The organism is Actinomycetospora chlora, from assembly GCF_039542135.1.
Lineage (GTDB): Bacteria > Actinomycetota > Actinomycetes > Mycobacteriales > Pseudonocardiaceae > Actinomycetospora > Actinomycetospora chlora.
Genome location: NZ_BAABHO010000005.1, coordinates 163335 through 179079 on the forward strand (window position 1 = coordinate 163335; position 15745 = coordinate 179079).

Annotated in this window: 13 protein-coding genes; 6 read left to right on the forward strand and 7 right to left on the reverse strand. The window is 76.8% G+C overall.

What is annotated here, in order from left to right; all coding sequences use genetic code 11:
- Positions 1–39: 39 nt before the first annotated feature.
- Both ABD994_RS04995 and ABD994_RS05000 read right to left on the reverse strand, forming a co-directional pair.
- A complete protein-coding gene (locus ABD994_RS04995) occupies positions 40–1611 on the reverse strand; it encodes an alpha/beta-hydrolase family protein (protein WP_345411326.1) in 1572 nt (523 codons plus the stop codon).
- Positions 1608–2627, reverse strand: coding sequence for a glutathione S-transferase family protein (locus ABD994_RS05000; protein ID WP_345411328.1), 1020 nt, complete (start codon positions 2625–2627; stop codon positions 1608–1610). Before ABD994_RS05000 ends, ABD994_RS04995 begins: the two co-directional genes overlap by 4 nt.
- 190 nt (positions 2628–2817) lie before the next feature.
- On the opposite strand from ABD994_RS05000, the gene ABD994_RS05005 reads away from it, so the two are divergent.
- From ABD994_RS05005 to ABD994_RS05015, 3 genes are read left to right on the forward strand one after another with little or no spacing between them, the layout of a single operon-like run.
- Positions 2818–3393 (forward strand): dihydrofolate reductase family protein, encoded by a 576-nt coding sequence (locus ABD994_RS05005; protein ID WP_345411329.1) that lies wholly within the window; start codon positions 2818–2820, stop codon positions 3391–3393.
- A 28-nt stretch (positions 3394–3421) separates the two neighbouring features.
- Positions 3422–4015 carry a dihydrofolate reductase family protein gene (locus ABD994_RS05010; protein WP_345411332.1) on the forward strand — a complete coding sequence of 198 codons (594 nt, stop codon included), beginning with the start codon at positions 3422–3424 and terminating at the stop codon, positions 4013–4015.
- Positions 4015–4599, forward strand: coding sequence for a dihydrofolate reductase family protein (locus ABD994_RS05015; protein ID WP_345411334.1), 585 nt, complete (start codon positions 4015–4017; stop codon positions 4597–4599). Before ABD994_RS05010 ends, ABD994_RS05015 begins: the two co-directional genes overlap by 1 nt.
- Here the strand turns inward: ABD994_RS05015 and ABD994_RS05020 are convergent.
- The gene (locus ABD994_RS05020) at positions 4565–5173 is read right to left on the reverse strand and encodes a methyltransferase family protein (RefSeq protein WP_345411336.1); all 609 of its coding nucleotides are present in this window, start codon (positions 5171–5173) and stop codon (positions 4565–4567) included. The genes ABD994_RS05015 and ABD994_RS05020 overlap by 35 nt on opposite strands.
- A 146-nt stretch (positions 5174–5319) precedes the next feature.
- On the opposite strand from ABD994_RS05020, the gene ABD994_RS05025 reads away from it, so the two are divergent.
- Together ABD994_RS05025 and ppc are read left to right on the forward strand one after the other, a co-directional pair.
- Positions 5320–5787: an ester cyclase gene (locus ABD994_RS05025; RefSeq protein ID WP_345411339.1), complete on the forward strand. Its 468-nt coding sequence runs from the start codon at positions 5320–5322 to the stop codon at positions 5785–5787.
- A 100-nt stretch (positions 5788–5887) separates the two neighbouring features.
- Entirely contained in the window at positions 5888–8671 is a 2784-nt protein-coding gene (ppc, locus tag ABD994_RS05030; protein ID WP_345411340.1) for a phosphoenolpyruvate carboxylase, read from the forward strand.
- 2 nt (positions 8672–8673) lie between these two features.
- On the opposite strand, the gene ABD994_RS05035 is transcribed toward ppc, so the two are convergent.
- The 4 genes from ABD994_RS05035 to ABD994_RS05050 are packed head-to-tail and all read right to left on the reverse strand — an operon-like array spanning position 8674 to position 14115.
- Positions 8674–11502 (reverse strand): sensor histidine kinase, encoded by a 2829-nt coding sequence (locus ABD994_RS05035; RefSeq protein ID WP_345411341.1) that lies wholly within the window; start codon positions 11500–11502, stop codon positions 8674–8676.
- On the reverse strand, positions 11499–12863 hold the full coding sequence (locus tag ABD994_RS05040; protein WP_345411342.1) for a sensor histidine kinase: 1365 nt from the start codon (positions 12861–12863) through the stop codon (positions 11499–11501). The genes ABD994_RS05035 and ABD994_RS05040 overlap by 4 nt, the downstream gene beginning before the upstream one ends.
- Positions 12864–12877: 14 nt before the next feature.
- Entirely contained in the window at positions 12878–13543 is a 666-nt protein-coding gene (locus ABD994_RS05045; protein WP_345411343.1) for a response regulator transcription factor, read from the reverse strand.
- A complete protein-coding gene (locus tag ABD994_RS05050; RefSeq protein WP_345411344.1) occupies positions 13534–14115 on the reverse strand; it encodes a histidine kinase in 582 nt (193 codons plus the stop codon). Before ABD994_RS05050 ends, ABD994_RS05045 begins: the two co-directional genes overlap by 10 nt.
- 198 nt (positions 14116–14313) lie before the next feature.
- Here ABD994_RS05050 and ABD994_RS05055 point away from each other — a divergent pair.
- On the forward strand, positions 14314–15745 hold a 1432-nt coding region (locus ABD994_RS05055), incomplete at its 3' end, for an Hsp70 family protein (protein WP_345411345.1).

Below are 15745 nucleotides of genomic sequence, written 5' to 3' on the forward strand. Positions count from 1 at the left end.
CATGTGAGTGGTCCGGGTCGTCATGACGACCCGGATCGCTCACCTGCCGAAGGCCTCGCGCGCCCGGGCGGTGTCGGCCGCGGTCCAGCCCGGTGGCGCGGCGACGGCGGCCCAGCCGTCGACGAGCAGCGCGTCGTAGCGGTGGCCGTGGTCGGGCGGCACCGACTGCGCCCGGGCCAGGTCGACCACGGTCTGCCAGCCGGTCACGAGCGGCCACCAGCGCACGCTCGGCGGGACGTCGGCGCCGCGCGGCTCGGCGAGCCACGAGGGCCGGCGCCAGAACAGGTCGGGCGAGGCCCACACCACGGGGTCGGAGGGGTGCTGGAGGTAGACCACCCGGGCGCGGGTCCCGTCGAGGTCCCCGGGTCGCCCGGCGAAGCGGACCGTGCGGCCGCCGTCGACCACCGGCAGGACCTCCGGCGACCCCGGGTCGCGCCGGGCGACGAGCCCGGCCCACAGCGGGCTCGCGTGCGGCGGCCCCGCCCACAGCGCCCCGTCGACCTGGGCGGTGACGTCGTCGAGGGAGGCGAACGCGGCCTGCGACCCGAGCGCGCCCAGGCTCTGCCCGTAGACCAGCAGCCGGGGCCGGCGCTCGGGCGGGCGGGTGGCCAGCCGCTCGCGCACCGCGTCGAGCAGCGCCCGCGTGGACTCGACGCCGCCGGTGCCGCCGAGGGCGTAGTCGAGGTCGCTGGGCAGCGTCGCGTACTGCACGGCGACCGTCGCGGCGTCGCCGCCGCGGACCAGCTCCAGGGTGTCCGGGACCTGCGGGTCGACGGCCCCTGTGCCGGTCGGCGTGGCGAGGGCCAGCACGCCGCGGTCGAACCCACCGGCGCGGTCGAGCTCGGCGACCGCGAGCGCCGCGCGGGCCCGCGGGTCCGGCGCGCTCGCGAGCCCCACGTACACCCGGACCGGGTCGCGCGCCGGCCGCCCGCTCGCGGCCGCGAGCTGCCCCGGTGGGCGACCGCCCGCGACGAAGCGGCGCCCGTCGCGGCCGAGCGTCGTCCACGGGACCAGCGACGCCGCCGACCCGGAGCGCGTGGCCGCAGCCGGCGGCCCGTCCACCGGCCCGGGCTCGTCGTCGCGCGCCCGGGACGCGCGCTCCGCCGCCCCGACCGCGGCCCACCCGGCCGCCCCGACCAGCAGCACCACCACCAGAGCGACGGCGAGCCCCGGCGCCGGCACACCCCGCCGCCGCAGCCCGCGGGCGAGCCCCCGCAGGCCGCGGCCCGCGAGGACCGGGACCGCCGCGACCACGGCCGTCACCGGCACCGCCAGCAGGAACGACGCCGTCGACGGCGGCGCCGTGCCGGTCAGGGCGGCGGCCTCCCGCTGCCACCCGGCCGCGACGGCCACGGCCGGGACGAAGGCCACCGCCGCGGCGACGGGGACGGCCGCCGACAGGCGGCGCCCCGGACGCCACGCGGCGGCGGACAGCAGGGCCGACAGCCCGGCGCCGAGCCCGTAGCCGACGGCCGCCGCCACCCCGGACACGACGCCCTGGGTGACCCCGTCGCGCGGCAGCAGCCCGGGCGTCAGGGCGAGCGTCGCCGCCGCCGTCGCGAGCAGGACCCCGACGGCGTCGGGACGCCAGCGGGGACGACGCGGCCTCACATGTCCAGCGGCGGCAGCGGGCGCAGCGGGCCGTCCAGCGGCTCCGGCGGGGTGCCCTCCGGGCCGAACGGGGAGCCGCCGAGCTCCTCGCGGTGGTGGGGCTCCAGCCACGCCGACGGCTCCGGCCCGAGCGGCACGATCCGCGTCGGGTTGATGCTCTCGTGCACCTGGTAGTAGTGCCGCTTGATGTGGTCGAAGTCCACGGTGTCCCCGAACCCGGGGGTCTGGTAGAGGTCGCGGGCGTAGGGCCAGAGGTGCTCGAACTCCGCGAGCTTCTGCCGGTTGCACTTGAAGTGGCCGTGGTAGACGGCGTCGAAGCGCACGAGCGTGGTGAACAGCCGGATGTCGGCCTCGGTGATGTGGTCGCCCACGAGGTAGCGCCGGGCCGCCAGCCGCTCGTCGAGCTCGTCGAGGCGGGCGAACAGCGCGGTGTAGGCCTCCTCGTAGCGCGCCTGCTTCGTGGCGAACCCCGCCTTGTAGACGCCGTTGTTGACGTCGTGGAAGACGCCCTCGTTGACCGCGTCGATCTCCTCGCGCAGCCCCTCGGGGTAGAGCACCGGGGCACCCGCCCGCTGGTACTTCGCCCACTCGGCCCCGAGGTCGATCGTGATCCACGGGTAGTCGTTGGTGACGAGCAGTCCCGTCGACTCCTCGACGATCGCCGGCACGCTCACGCCGTTCTCGGTGCCCTCCTCCGGGTCGCGCGCGAGGTAGGCCTCCTCGAGGTACCGGTGGCCCAGCACCGGGTCGCGGCCGTCCTCGTCGAGGGAGAAGTTCCAGCTCCGCTCGTCCTGGATCGGCGAGACGATCGCCAGCGAGATCGCGTCCTCCAGCCCCATCAGCCGGCGCACGATCAGCGAGCGGTGCGCCCACGGGCAGGCGAGCGAGACCACGAGGCGGTAGCGGCCCGGCTCGGCGGGCCACTGCCCGTCGCCGGCGGGCTCGGCGACGATCCGGTCGGTGAAGCGGGGACCGCGGCGCCGGAAGGAGCCGCTGGTGTCGGTGGGGGTGCTCACGCGTTGCTGGTTGCCCGCGGACGCCCCGGGATCCACCACCTGTCGTGAGGGTCGCACGGACGATCGGGCACGAGGAGCCGCGCCCTCCTGCTCTCCCGTCCGCACGACGGGCCGCCCGAGCAAGACCCGCCACGTCGATCGACGTCGGGGTGACCGGGCCGCGCGGCCCGGACGGACCCGAGGAGACGCCGTGAGCCGCACCGTCAGCGCCAACATCACCCTCTCGCTCGACGGCTTCGCCGCCGGCCCGGACGGCGACATGTCCTGGCTGATCGAGACCGCCCTGCACGAGCAGTGCGCGGCGGGCTTCGCGGGCTGGTACCGCGGCGTCGACACGGCGATCCTCGGGCGCACCAACTACGAGGGCTTCCACGGGTTCTGGCCCGCGGTCGCCGACGACCCGGCTGCCGACGAGCGCAGCCGCGCGTTCTCCCGCTGGTTCGACGCGGTGGAGAAGGTGGTCGTGTCCCGGACGCTGGACGAGGCGACGTGGACGAACGCGCGCGTGGTGCGCGACCTCGGGGCGACGGTGCGGGAGCTCCGCGACGGGGAGGGCGGCACGGCCGCCGTGCTCTCCAGCGTCAGCGTCATCCGGGCCCTGCTCGCCGCGGACCTGCTCGACGAGCTGCGGATCACCCGCGTGCCCGCCGTGCTCGGCGAGGGCCTGCCGTTCCTCGACGGCCCGCTGCCGCGCTCGACCTGGGCCCTCGAGGCCGTCCAGACCATCCCGACCGGTGCGGTCGTGTCCGTGCTGCGTCGGCGCTGACCGAGGTGGAAGGGGAGAGGAGAGACCGATGAGCAGGATCGTGCTGTGCATGTGGATGTCCCTCGACGGGTTCGTCGCCGGGCCCGACGACGGGCCGGAGCGGGGGCTCGGCGTCGGCGGGGAACGGCTCCACGACTCCCTGGGCTTCGAGGGCCCCGATCACCCGAGCACCGCCCGCAGCGACGACGAGGTCTCGGCCGCGGTCATGGCCGACCTCCTGACGACCGGCGCCGTGCTCACCGGCCGGCGGACGTTCGACCACGCCGGCGGCTGGGGCGGCGACCACCACGACGGCGTCCCGATCGTCGTGCTGACCCGCACGCCGCGGCCCGCGTCCGGCAACGTCCGCCACGTGACCGACGTGCGCGAGGCCGCGGCGGCGGCCCGGGACGCCGCGGGCGACCGCGACGTCCTGCTGCACGGCGCGTCGGCGGCGCAGGCCTGCCTGCGCGCCGGGGTGCTCGACGAGATGGCCCTGGTGATCGTGCCCGTCCTGCTCGGGCAGGGGCGCCGGCTGTTCGACGACCTGCCCGGTGACCACGTGGAGCTCGAGCTGACCGACAGCGCGGACGGCCCCGCCTCGGTCCTCCTGCGCTACCGCGTCCGGGGCGGTGAGCGGTGATGGCGATCCGGCTCGACATGACGATCTCGCTCGACGGCTGCGTCGCCGGTCCCGCCGACGACCGCGAGAACCCCCTGGGCCGCGGCGGCTTCCGGCTGTTCGACTGGCTCGACCGGCGGAACGACCCCGGCCCGAGCGGGGAGGTGTACGCGGAGGCGATGGCCACCCGCGCGGTCCTCGCGGGCCGGCGGACCTACGAGCTCGCCGGCCGTTGGGGCGGTGACCACCACGACGGCGTCCCGATCGTGGTGCTGACCCACGACGTCCCGGACGACCCGCCGCCGGGCAGCGTCGTCTACGCCACCGACGTCGCCGACGCGGCCGCGCGGGCCCGGGCCGCCGCCGGGGACGGCGACGTCATGGTCCACGGCGCCGCCACGGCCCGGGCGCTGCTGCGCGCGGGCGAGCTCGACGAGATGGAGCTGCACGTCGTCCCGGTGCTGCTCGGGCCGGGCCGGAGGCTGTTCGACCACCTCCCGCCCCGCCACGTCGAGCTGGAGCTCGTGCGGCGTCTCGAGACCCCGCCCGGCGAGGACGGGCACCGGCGCGTCACGCACCTGCGCTACCGCGTCCGGCCCCGGTGACGTCGCGGGCGCGCCACCGGGGCAGCAGCCGGCCCGTGGTCGCCGCGTACCGCTCGTACGCCTCGCCCAGCCCGGCGCGCAGGGCCCGCTCCTCCACCGCGATCCGGTAGGCGACGCCGAGCCCGACGACCGCGGTCCCGACCACGGCCGCGGCCACGCTGCCGCCGGTCAGCCCGAAGCCCAGGACACCCCCGAGCGCTCCGAGGTACGACGGGTGCCGCAGGTAGCGGTACGGGCCGGCCCGCACGACCTCGTGGTCGGCCTGGACGGTGACGACGCCGCGGAAGAACCGCCCGAGCACGAGGATCGACCAGAACCGGAGCGCGACGCCCGCGACCGCGATCGCGAGCCCGACCCCGAGCGCCACCTCCCGCGGCACCACGAGGACGTCCCGGAGCGGCGCCGACGCGACGCCGGAGAACACCCCGGCCGCGACCAGCACGACCAGGCTGCCCCACTCGGCCCGGCCGCCCCCGCGGCCGCGGCGCCACTGCCGCACCTGCAGCGCCACCTCGCCGGCCACCCATGCCCCCGCCAGGACGAGGACGACCTCGCCCCCGGTCACCGTGCCCATCGCGGGCCTCCCGTCGTCGGCCGGGCCCCCGTGGCCCGGACGCGTCCACGCTCGTCGAGGGGCGGCGTCCCGACATCGCCCCGCGGGTGGAGGTGGGGTGGAGCGATCGCTCGCGGGCGAGGCGTCCCGGGTGCGAGCATCGGGAGGTGACCAAGGCCGTCCAGGACCTCATGGTGGCGGTCGAGCGCACCCGTGACGCGTTCGCGACCGCCGTCCGCGCGGGGGACCTCGACGCCGCGCTGGCCGTGGTCGCCGCCGACGTCGCGGTGCTGAACGCGCCGCTCGGGACGGGGGCCCGGGGCGCGGACGCCCTGCGCCGCCACCTCGCGGAGGACGTGATCCCGCACCTCCCGGCCGACCTCGCCACGCGGCGGGTGTCGCGCACGGGCGACCGGTGGCGCGTCGTGGACGAGGAGGTCGTGTCCTTCACCCACGACCGCGAGGTGCCGTGGCTGCTGCCCGGCGTCGCCCCGACCGGGCGGCCCGTCGAGCTCCTGACGGTCTGCGTGGTGGCCGTCCGCCGCGAGCGGATCACCGAGGTCCGCACCCTCTGGGACCACCACGGCCTGCTGACCGCGCTCGGCCTGCTCCCCGCGGTGGCCGGGAGCATCTGAACGCGAGGTGTCGTCTCCCCCGTCGGGGGGCACAATCCATCGGCGTCCCCACCGTCGCGGACCCAGCACCGCTTCGTCTCCGCACGACAGGAGGGCGCGCATGAGCGAGGACAGCAGGCCCGCACGGGCCGATCGGGTCTCCACCGAGGGCAGCGTCGCGTCGGAGTCCGAGCACTCGGCCCTGCGGGCCGACATCCGCCGGCTCTCGACGCTGCTGGGGCGCACGGTCGCCGCGCAGCACGGCGACGACATGCTCGATCTCGTCGAGAAGGTCCGCCGGCTGGTCCGGGAGGTCCCGGAGCGCGGGGACACCGAGATCCGCGACATGCTCGGCGAGCTCGACCCGGGCACCGCCGCGGTGCTCGGCCGGGCCTTCGCGACGTACTTCCACCTCGCGAACCTCGCCGAGCAGCTGCACCGCAGCGAGGAGCGCGAGACCGAGCACCTCGAGGGCCGCGGCCCGATCCACACGCTCGTCGACCGGCTCGTCAGCGACGCCGACCCCGACGAGCTCTCGACCGCGCTGTCGCGCCTCGAGCTCAAGCCGGTGTTCACCGCGCACCCGACCGAGGCCCAGCGCCAGTCGGTGCTGGGCAAGCTCCGCGCGATCGCCGCGGTGCTGGCCGAGGATCTGCCCGAGGAGATCGCCGAGAAGCGCCTGCACCGCCTGGTCGACCTCATCTGGCAGACCGACGAGATCCGCCCCGAGCGCCCGACGGTGCTCGACGAGGCGCGGTCGGTGGCCTACTACCTCGAGCAGCTCGGGCGGCGCACGCTGCCCGAGGTGCTCTCCGAGCTCGACGAGGAGCTCGACCGCGTCGGGCTCCACCTGCCCGACGGCTCCCGCCCGCTGGTGCTGGGCTGCTGGGTCGGCGGCGACCGCGACGGCAACCCCAACGTCACCGCCGACCTCACGCTCGAGACGATGCGGATCTACGGCGAGCGCGGTGTCCGCATCCAGGTCGAGCTGCTCGAGGAGCTCGTCCAGGAGCTGTCGGTCTCGACGCGCCTGGTCGGCGTCAGCGAGGACCTGCGCCGCAGCCTCGCCCGCGACCGCCGCGCGCTGCCGGAGGTCTACGACCGGTTCGTGCGGCTCAACGCCGAGGAGCCCTACCGGCTGAAGTGCTCGTACGTCCACGCACGGCTGGAGAACACCCGCCGCCGCTACGCCGACGGCACGCCGCACCAGCCCGGGCGCGACTACCTCGGCGCCGACGAGTACCTGCGCGACCTCGAGGTGATGGACGCGTCGCTGCGCGCCCACCAGGGCGAGCGGATCGCCGACGGCGGGCTGCGCGACGTCATGCGCTCGGCCAACGCGGTCGGGCTGCACCTGGCGAGCGTCGACGTCCGCGAGCACACGAACTTCCACCACACGGCGCTGACCGCGCTGTTCGACCGGCTCGGCGAGCTCTCCACGCCCTACGGCGAGCTCGACCACGCCGGGCGCACCGAGGTGCTCTCGCGGGAGCTCGCGGGCCGCCGCGCCCTGACCCCCCGCCGCAACTGGCAGCAGATCGGCGACGACAGCTTCCGCGAGACCCTCGAGGTCTTCGACTGCATCCGCACCGTGCAGGAGACCTACGGCGAGGAGGCCCTGCACACCTACGTCATCTCGATGGCGCAGAACGTCGACGACATCCTCGCCGTGGCGGTGCTGGCCCGGGAGGCGGGCCTCGTGGAGGTGACCGCCGACGGGGCGATGTCGACGCTGGACATCGTGCCGCTGTTCGAGACCGCGACCGAGCTGAAGATCTCCGGCGACCTGCTCGACGGCATGCTCTCCGACCCGTCGTACCGGGCGCTGGTGGCCGCCCGCGGCGACGTCCAGGAGATGATGCTGGGCTACTCGGACTCCAACAAGGGCGCCGGACTGACCACGTCGCAGTGGTCGATCCACACCGCCCAGCGCCAGCTGCGCGACGTGGCCGCCAAGCACGGCGTCCGCCTCAAGCTCTTCCACGGCCGGGGCGGGTCGGTCGGCCGCGGCGGCGGCCCCGCCGGCGAGGCGATCGCCGCGCAGCCGCACGGCGTGGTCGACGCCGTCATGAAGGTCACCGAGCAGGGCGAGGTCATCTCCGACAAGTACTCGCTGCCGATGCTCGCCAAGGACAACCTCGAGATCATGCTCTCGGCGGTGCTCGACGCGACGCTGCTGCACCAGACCTCGCGCGTGGAGGCGGCGACGCTCAAGCGGTGGGACGAGGCGATGGACGTCATCTCCGACGCCGCCCAGGAGGCCTACACGAGGCTCGTCTCGCACGAGGGCCTGCCGACGTTCTTCACCCAGGCCACGCCGGTCGACGAGCTCTCGATGCTCAACGTCGGGTCGCGGCCGGGCAAGCGTCCCGGGCAGGGCGGGCAGGCGTCGCTCGACGACCTGCGCGCCATCCCGTGGGTGTTCGGCTGGACCCAGACGCGGATGATCGTGCCCGGCTGGTTCGGGCTGGGCACGGGCCTGAAGGCCGCGCACGACGCGGGCTACACCGAGGTCATCGACGAGATGCGGGACTGGGCGTTCTTCGCGAACCTGATCTCCAACGTCGAGATGACGCTGGCCAAGACCGACATGCGCATCGCCGGGTTCTACGTCTCCGAGCTCGTGGACCCCGAGCTGCAGGAGGTCTTCGAGATCATCAAGAAGGAGCACCGGCTGACCGAGCGCGAGGTCCTCAAGCTCTCCCCCGGCGAGCAGCTGCTCGGCGGCAACCCGCTGCTGCGCCGCACCCTCGACATCCGCGAGGGCTACCTCGAGCCGCTGCACCACCTGCAGGTGCACACGCTCAAGGAGCGCCGCCGCGTCGACGAGCCCGACCCGGACCTGCAGCGCGCCCTGCTGCTGACGGTCAACGGGATCTCGGCCGGGATGCGCAACACGGGCTGAGATCAGACGGTCTCGACGGTCGTCTCCACCAGGACGGCCTCGCAGGCGCCGGCCAGCACGGTCGCCGCGTCGCGCACCCCCCGCGAGGAGGCGGGGTGCGCGGCGCGCGAGCGCCAGGTCGCGAGCTGCTCGCCCGCGGCGCGGCGGACGTCCTCGGGACCCGCGTCCGGCGCGAGACCGAGCCGGACCGGCGTCGGGGAGCCAGGGGCGACGAGGCGCTGCGCGGCCTCGTGCTCGCCGGCCGGGAGCACGACGACGCGGCGGTGCAGGCGGTCGGCGAGGTCGGTCTCGGCCAGCTCGCGGGCCCCCGCCAGCCGGGTGCGCTCGACGGCGTAGGACACCGCCGACGCCCACGCGCGCCCGCCGACCCCCTCACGGGCCAGGGCGTCGAGGGCGTCGAGGGCGCGCTCGGCGCGGCGGGCGGGACCGTCGGGACCGGGGGCGTCGAGCCCGGCGGCGACCGCGCCGACCCGCGGGGCGACCGGCGCCGGCGGTGCCAGCCCGGCGATCAGCTCCCGCACGGCGGCCAGGTAGGCGGAGCTCGCCGCGGGTACCTCGGGGGGCGGGGCGAGGGACTCCTCCGCTGCGTCGGGGGCAGCGGAGGCGTCCCTCGCTCCCGCGACGGGCACGGCGACCGGCACGGCGACCGGACCGGCGACCGGACCGGTGGGCGGGTCGTCGGGGGTGGCGGGCCCGACGTCGGCCAGCGGGACCGCGCCGGACACCGTCGTGCCCCGGCCCGGGGCCGAGTCCAGCTCGACGGTGCCGCCGACCGCGGCGACGCGGATGGCGACGTTGCGCACGCCGCGCGCGCCGCCGGCCGCGGCCGGGCGCGGGGTGAAGCCGGGGCCGTCGTCGCGCACCGCGAACCGCAGCGCCCCGCCCGCCTCGGCGAGGGTGACGACGACGGCGGCGCCCGGGGCGTGCTTGCGGGCGTTGTTGACCGCCTCGAGGCAGCAGAAGTAGACGGCGGACTCGACGTCGGCGGGCCAGCGCCGCCCGGGCGGGACGCCGGTGACGTCGAGGGTCACCGTCGAGTCCCCGCCGGTCAGCTCGCGGCGCAGCGTGTCGACGAGCCCCTGCTCGGCGAGGTGGGCGGCCGAGACGCCCGCGGCGGTCTCGGCGAGGACGGCCTCGGCGGTGTCGACCTGCTCGAGCACCGTGGCGAGGCGCTCGGCGCCGGCGGCGTGGTCTCCGGTGGTGATCACGTGCTCGGCGAGCCCGAGCGAGAGGCGCAGCGACACGAGGTGGTGCTGGGCGCCGTCGTGGAGGTTGCGCTCGATGGCGCGGCGCTCGCCGTCCATCTCGGCGACGGCCGCCCGGCGCGCGGTGGCGATCTCCTCGCCGTGCGCCACCGCCGCCCGCAGCTGGCGCTCGAGCTCGATCTCCTGGCGGTGGGCCTGCAGCACGGCGCCGAGGCTGTCGGCGACGTCGGCGAGCAGCCGCGGGCGGTCCCCGCCGCCGGCCACCGCCTCGGCGTCGACGGCCAGCACGCCGACCTCCTCGCCGTGGTGGCGCACGGGGAACGCGACCGTCTCGGCGGGTTCGCCCGCGGCGTCGTCGCGGCGCCACCGGTGGACCCGCGAGCGCAGGCCGGGCCGGTGCACGGTGAGCGCCACGTCCCGCGCGCCGAGGTGGCGGCCGATCGCCTCGGGCAGCCGGTCGAGGTCCGGGCCGGCGCCGCGGGAGAGCTCGGCGACCTCGAGCAGCACGCGGTACGGGGTCGGGCGGCGGCCGTAGAGCAGGCGCTCGACGAGCCGGTCGGCCCGGGTGGACACCGCGAGGTACACGCCGGCGCCGATCGCCGCGGCGACCACCCACCCGACCGGTCCCCCGCCGGCCAGCGCCCCCACCAGCGCGACGGCCCCGCCGACGGCGACGACGACCACCACGACGGTCAGCGTGCGGTGCAGCCGGTCGGTGGAGGCCCGCAGCCGCGGCCGGTAGGCCGCGAGGACGGCCAGGGCGATGGCGGCGGCCGAGACGCGCGCGAACCAGAACAGCAGCGCGGTGGGCTCGCCCCCGGCGCCGCGGGCGGTGGGGTCGTCGAGCGTCAGGCCCGGGCGGCCGAGCGCGGCCATGACGACGGTCAGCAGGGCGAGCACGACGGCGGTGGCGAGCACGCCGGTGAGCACGGTGGCCAGCAGCCGCGCCTGGTCGCGGCGCTCGCGGGTGGCGCCCGCGCGCAGGTGGCGCGACACGCCCAGCGCCCCGACCAGCGGGACGCCGAACCCGAAGAACACCACGCAGCTCACGGTGTGCGGCAGCAGCGCGGTGCCCATCCCGGCTGCGAAGAGCGCCACGCCGGTCAGCACGGCCAGCAGCCGCCGGCCGCCGGTCGCGGCCGCCACGCCGGCCGGGAACAGCAGCAGCGCGCCGACGTAGGCCGCGCTCGCCACCCCGTGCAGCAGGATCTGGTGCAGCTCGCCGATCCCGAGGCCCGTCGCGGCACGCACGACCATCGTCGCGGCGTGGGCCTGCAGGTTGAACGCGCCCGCGGAGCCGATCATCGCGAGCACCAGCAGGCGCACCGTCCACGTGCGCCCGCCGTGGCGCCACAGGACGGCGGCGACGACGAGGTTGGCCAGGCTCGCCAGGTAGTCCAGGACGGCCTGGGCGCCGGGCTCGCCCATCGCGAAGGCGTCGAGGACACCCCCGGCCCACACGTTGCCGCCGGCCGCGGCGTCGGCCACCGCGGCGCCCAGTGCCGGGACGTGGGCGGCCAGCGCCACCACCGCGCCGAGCGCGAGCCAGACGACCGCGAGCACCGTCGTCGCCACCAGGGCGACCCACCAGGCGCCGACCCACCCGCGATGGGGGGTGGCCGTCACGCCGCACCCCCCGCAACTCGGGTCGAGCTCCGCTCCGCTCCGTCTCCCGCGTCCAGCACCACCGGCCGCAGCCGGTCCGGCAGCGACGCCCGCAACTCGATCCCGCCGCCCGCGCCGACGACGTCCAGCGCGCCGCCCAGCGCCGCGAGGCGGTCGAGGTCGTCGGCGAGCGCCGCGCGCACCGCGTCGGGCCCGTCGTCGGGGTCCGGGTCGGTGATCCGCACGCCGACCGTGTCGCCCCGGCTCTCCAGCACGACCTCGAGCGGCGCCCCGCCCGGCCGGGCGGCGAGCAGCGACACCGCCGAGGACGCCACGTAGTAGAGCCCGGACTCGATCTCCCACGGCAGCCGCCCGGCGAGGCGCCCGGACAGGTGCACCGCCCGCGGCAGGTCCGCCGCGACCTCCTCCAGAGCGGCCCGCGGCCCCTGCTCGCGCAGCACGGCCGGGTGCACGCCGCGGGCGATGACGCGGAAGCGGTCGATCAGCTCGCCGAGGCGCTCCCGGGCCTCGCCGACGTGGTGGCGCGCCATCTCGGGGGCCTCGTCGTCGTCCGGGTCGTCGCGGGCCTCCTCGAGCGACTCGGTGGCGTCGGCGATCGACTGCCGGAACCCGGCCAGCCGGTCGCTGGTCGCCCCCCGCAGCTCGGCGACCAGGCGCCGGCGCTCCACCTCGCGCGCGACCTCCAGCCGGCGGCGCGAGGCGGCCGTCTCCCGGGCCAGCTCGTCGACCCGGCGCACGCGGGCCGCGAGCTCGGCGCCCCGCGCCACGCCCTGCAGCACCAGCTGCGCCCCGCCGGCCACGTCGCGCACGAGGCGGCGGTCGCCGGACGTCACGGGCCGGCCGGCCTTCCCGATCGTCAGCACCGCGCGCAGGCGGTCGCCGTCGAGCACCGGCACCGCGTGGTCGACACCGGGGCGGGCGAGCAGCAGGCCGAGCGAGGCCACGCGCTCCCCCCGCCCCGCGTCCGGCGGGTGGACGGCCTCGGCGACGAGCACGTCGTCCACCACCAGCCACACCACCGCGCGCTGCGCCGCCGTGCCCTCGCCCAGCACCCGGGCCAGGCCGGGCAGCGCGTCGGGCAGCGAGCCCTCCCGCACCCGCGCCGCCGTGTCGGCGAGCACCGCGTAGGGCGTCGGGGCCGGGCGTCCCAGCCGCCCGGCGAGGCGGTCCACCCCGGGCCCGGCCACCCGCGCGGCGAGCACCGCCAGCGCCGCGGCCACGAACGGGCCCACCACGCCCGCGACGGCGGGGCGGGTGAGCAGCGAGAACCCCAGCGCCACCGCGAGGAGCACCACCCCGACGAGCACACCCAGCAGCACGGGACGGACCGGGAGGTCGCCCCGCGGCAGCGCGCCGGCCATCGTCGCGGCGCCCGTCAGCCGTCGCCGCGCTGGGAGCGCAGGTACTGCAGGACGGCGAGGACGCGGCGGTGGTTCGCCGAGGTGTCGGCCTGGAGGCCGAGCTTGTCGAAGATGTTCGCGACGTGCTTCTCCACGGCCTTGCCGCTGACGTAGAGCGTCGAGGCGATGCCGTTGTTCGACCGGCCCTCGGCCATGAGCTTGAGGACGTCGCGCTCGCGCTCGGAGAGGGTGGCGACGAGGTCGCGCTTGTCGCTGCGCGGGCGCTCGACGAGCCGCTTGGCGAGCTCCGGCTCGATGACGATCTCACCGGCGGCGATGCGGGTCAGCGTGTCGGAGAGGACCTCGACGCTGCCGACCTTCTCCTTGAGCCGGTAGCCGATCCCCTCGGTGCCGATCTCGAGGATCCGCATGAGGTAGTGCGACTCGGCGTAGTGCGACAGGAACAGCAGTCCCATGTCCGGGTGCGCCGCCCGCAGCTTCTCGGCGGTGACCAGCCCGCCGTCGGGTTCGGGGGGCATGCGGATGTCGAGCAGGGCGACGTCGGCGGGGATCCGCGAGAGCTGGGCGACCAGCGGGTCGCCGCCCGCCTCGCAGGCGACCACCTCGTGCCCCGCGGCCTCGAGGAGCATGACGAGGCCCTGGCGGAACAGGGCACCGTCCTCGGCCACGGCTACACGCACGGGAACCTCCCGGTGATGGTGGTGGTCTGGTTGGTGCTGTCGGCGACGGTGACGGAGCCGCCGAGCGGGCCGGCCTCGTCGAGCACGACGTCGCGCAGGGCCGGGTCGACGCCCTCGAGGGTGAGCACGAGGTCGCCGCCGTCGACGCGGACGCGGACGGTCATGTCGCCCCCGCCCGCCTGCGCGAGGCACGCCGCCGTCGCGAAGTAGGCGGCACCCTCGGCGGCGGTGCCGCACCGGGTGGCGACGGCGTCGATGCGGGCGCACGCGCCGGAGGCGCTGACCAGCTCGCGCAGCGCCGGGCCCAGCCCGGCCTCGTCGAGCAGCGGCGGGTAGATGGCGGCCGCGACCTCGCGGAGCTCCTGCAGCGCGGCGCCGATCTCGTCGGCGACCTCGTCGAGGCCCTGCTCCCACGCGCTGTCGCGCTGCCCGCTCCGGAGCAGACCCACGCGCAGGGACAGCGCGGAGAGGCGCAGCGCCGGGCCGTCGTGCAGCCGCTGCTCGAGACCCCGGCGGCTCCGCCACCGATCCGCGCAGCGCCGGCCCCGCTCGAGCTCGTCACCGAGGGTCATCCCCACAGCCTCCTGTCGCGGACGGCGGGCCCGCCAGGGGGTGCACCCGCGCGGGGAGTAGGGACAACCCCACCGCCCTCGCCGCCGCAGGTGACTGCGCGTGTGCATCACTACCCCCAGAGTGGCGACCGTGCGCGGACGTGTCGCTCGCGAACGGGCCGAAAGGTTACTATCCGTCAGATTGCCGGAGGAGGGGTCGTGACGTACAGCCTCGGGATCGATCTCGGCACGACCTTCGTCGCCGCGGCGATCTCCCGGGACGGCCAGCGCGTCGAGATGGTGTCGCTCGGTGACCGCACGGTCACCGAACCGTCCGTCGTCCTGCGCCGCCCCGATGGCTCGCTCGCCGTGGGCGACGCCGCCGCCCGCCAGGCGGCCGCACGCCCCGGCGACGTCGTGTGGGGCGTCAAGCGCCGGCTCGGCGACCCGCTGCCGGTCGTGCTGGGCGGCGCGTCCCGGCCGGCCGGCGAGCTGCTCGCGGCGATCCTGCGCGACGTCCTGGCCCGCGTGGAGGCCGAGGAGGGTGGCCCGCCGAGCCGCGTGGTGCTGACCCACCCCGCCAACTGGGGCCCCTACCGCCGCGGGCTGTTCGAGGACGTCGCGGCGCTCGCCGGCCTGCAGGACCCGCCGATGCTCACCGAGCCCGAGGCCGCCGGCGTGCACTTCGCCATCACCCGCGGGCTGGCCGAGGGCGAGCTGCTCGGGGTCTACGACCTCGGCGGCGGCACCTTCGACGCCGCGGTGCTGCGCGGGCGCGCGGCCGGCGTCGAGATCCTCGGGGTGCCCGAGGGCATGGAGCACCTCGGCGGCGTCGACTTCGACGAGGCCGTCCTCGACCGCGTCGACCACGCGTGCGGCGGGGCGGTCAGCGAGCTCGACCCCCACGACGCCCGGGCGCGCTCGGCCGCGGCGCGGGTCCGCCAGGACTGCGTCGTCGCCAAGGAGACGCTGTCGGTCGACGACGAGGCCAACGTGTCGGTGCTGCTGCCGAGCCGGCAGGAGGAGGTGACCGTCACCCGCGCCGAGTTCGAGGCGATGGTGCGGGCGCCGATCGAGACGACGGTCGCGGCGCTGCGCCGTGCGCTCGAGTCGGCGGGAGTGGGGGCCGGGGACCTGACGGCGGTGCTGCTGGTCGGCGGCTCGTCCCGCATCCCGCTGGTGGCGCGCATGGTCGGCGACGCCCTCGGCTGCCGGACGGTGGTCGACAGCCACCCCAAGCACGCGGTCGCGCTCGGCGCGGCGGTGGTCGCCGCCCGCGGCACCGACGCGGTGGCCGTCGCGCCGCCGCGGCCGGCGGCACAGCCCGGGCCGACCGCCCCGGCGCTGCCCGCACCCCCGGCCCGCAGCCCACAGGCCTCGCCCGCCCTGCCGGTGACGAACGCGCCGGCGCCGCAGGTCGTGCACTCGCCCGACCCGGTCGCCGCCACCCGGGCGCTGCCCCGCGGCGGCGCCCTCGGCTCGGGCTACCACCAGCCGGTCATGGCCTCCGCGGCCGAGCACCGCGGCCACGACCGGGCCGGGCCTCCCGGACCGGGGGCGCCGCCGCGCCCCGGTGCCGCCGGGCCCCGCACACCCGGCGGTCCCGGGTCCGCCGGGCCACCGGCACGCGGCCCCTGGCCCGGTCGCGGCG

What these genes read in the sequence shown, in the direction of transcription:
- ABD994_RS05010 (WP_345411332.1), top strand. Translation starts at nt 3,422, where the DNA reads ATGAGCAGGATCGTGCTGTGCATGTGGATGTCCCTCGACGGGTTCGTC.
- ABD994_RS05015 (WP_345411334.1), top strand. Translation starts at nt 4,015, where the DNA reads ATGGCGATCCGGCTCGACATGACGATCTCGCTCGACGGCTGCGTCGCC.
- ABD994_RS05050 (WP_345411344.1), bottom strand. Translation starts at nt 14,115, where the DNA reads ATGACCCTCGGTGACGAGCTCGAGCGGGGCCGGCGCTGCGCGGATCGG.
- ABD994_RS05040 (WP_345411342.1), bottom strand. Translation starts at nt 12,863, where the DNA reads ATGGCCGGCGCGCTGCCGCGGGGCGACCTCCCGGTCCGTCCCGTGCTG.
- ppc (WP_345411340.1), top strand. Translation starts at nt 5,888, where the DNA reads ATGAGCGAGGACAGCAGGCCCGCACGGGCCGATCGGGTCTCCACCGAG.
- ABD994_RS05020 (WP_345411336.1), bottom strand. Translation starts at nt 5,173, where the DNA reads ATGGGCACGGTGACCGGGGGCGAGGTCGTCCTCGTCCTGGCGGGGGCA.